The 1,739-nt window shown below is 60.8% G+C and carries 2 protein-coding genes; one reads left to right on the top strand and one right to left on the bottom strand.

From position 1 onward, the window contains the following. Positions 1–165: 165 nt before the first annotated feature. Entirely contained in the window at positions 166–447 is a 282-nt protein-coding gene (locus ACN0IC_RS15275) for a hypothetical protein (protein ID WP_416879610.1), read from the bottom strand. A 130-nt stretch (positions 448–577) separates the two neighbouring features. Here ACN0IC_RS15275 and ACN0IC_RS15280 point away from each other — a divergent pair. After that, positions 578–1,739 (top strand): hypothetical protein (locus ACN0IC_RS15280; protein ID WP_416879611.1); only part of this gene is annotated, 1,162 nt, incomplete at its 3' end.

The raw sequence follows: 1,739 nt of genomic DNA on the forward strand, positions 1-1,739 counted from the left end.
GCTCGATCCTTCAAGCATCCGCTCGACAAGAACCGGCCCGATCCTTCAAGATCCGCTTCGCCAGGAACCGCTTCGTGCGCCAGAACGCCCAACTCCGTTCGCCAAGAAGCCTCTCGTTCCAACTCTGCCGCCAAAGCCTTTGCGAAGCAAATTCTCGCTCAGCTACTACGCCAGGAAGCTCTCGCAGACCGACCTTCCTCCCGCGTCTCCGACTCGCACCCAGTCTTCCGCCGAGTCCTCCAACTTCCTGTGACACCAGTCCAGGAACCAAGAAGTTCTGGGAATCAGTACCCCAGAACCGCTCTCAACTCCACTCTTGCCAAACCTCTTGACGAAGAACCTTCCGAACAACTTCTCGTGGAAGCGTTGCTCAAGACCAACAGCCGTTTGCAAGAACCTCGCCTCGATCCTCTGGTCCAACCATCTTATCCGGAGCGCTATCGCCACATTCTTCCTCTTTCTACGAAGAACCCTTTTTTGCCGAAGAAGCCCACGGAAAACCCTCTGAAGCGTCTGCAGCCCATTTTGTGGGGCTGGTTCTGGTCTTCGGTTTTCCTCCACTTTCCGCTACTTCGCAATGGCGCCCTCCTCCAAGCTGGAGACGCTCAAGAAGAGCCGCGCACTCCATGCCAGAGCAATCGAGCGAGCAGCTCAAGACCTCGCAGAGCGAGTCCACGCCGACAACCCTGTCTCCACTCCCAGCCAGGTCAAGAAGAAGATCGAAGCCCTGCAACGCGCCTGGGATACCTTCGACCAAACCCACGCCGAGATCACTGCGCTGGTCTCTGCCGCCGACTTAGAGGCGGATGACGTCGTCTACTTCGCCGCCAGGACGATGGTGCTCGACGCTGAGGCGCTCGGGGCCACCTTCGTGGAGAACATCGAGAACCCGCCAGTGGCACCAGCTCCTGTACCTGTGGTCCAGACTCTCGAGGAGTTGGCCGCGGACCTGGCCACTGACCAGGCGTCACTCTGCACCTCCATCACCGACACGCTCGCCGAGGTGGAGCTACTCGTTGACGGCTGGGAGGCCTCCGTGCCGCCCAACTACACCATCGTCAACATCAACTTCCAGGCCTCCGTCATCGAGGGGGCCCTGGCCAAGCTGGACATCGCCGCACAGCAGCGCTCCAGAATCCTCGAGCTGGACCCGTCCCGGAGGGCCGCCCAGCACGTGCTCATCACCGCCGCGCAAACCAACAACCAGCGCACAGCCAGAGGCCTCAAGACCAAGCTGTCAGGCCTGGGCGACAATGTCTCCGGAACTTCCTCGGTGGGACCCACACTACTGTCTCCGCCGCAGCATCCGATCGGCGGCATGGCCTTCCACACACGCCAGCCGTTCCCCAAGTTCACTGGAGCCAAGAGGTCCTACCCCACCTTCCGCAAGGACTGGCTGGAGACAGTGTCTCCGTACTACCCGCTGCCGCAACAGTTGCGGGAGCTGCGCAAGTGCCTGCCCAGCATCCTCGAGCCGGAGGTCAAGAACATGAAGACCGTGGGCGAGATCTGGGGCTTCCTCGACGAAGAGTACGGGAAGCCCATGGAAGCGGTCGCCGAGATCGTACACGAGCTCGAGCAACACAGACCCTCCAAGAACGCCCACAGCGAACCAGACCAGTTCATGGAGTTCTCCCGCGCCTGGAGGAAGGCCGAGAGCGACCTCACCGAGATCGGCAAGCTCGCCGTCCTCGACCATGAGCCCACGATCATCAAGATGATCCAGAAGCTCCCCAGCA

The sequence above is a fragment of the Litorimonas sp. genome (assembly GCA_029936425.1).
Taxonomy (GTDB): Bacteria; Pseudomonadota; Alphaproteobacteria; order Caulobacterales; family Maricaulaceae; genus Litorimonas.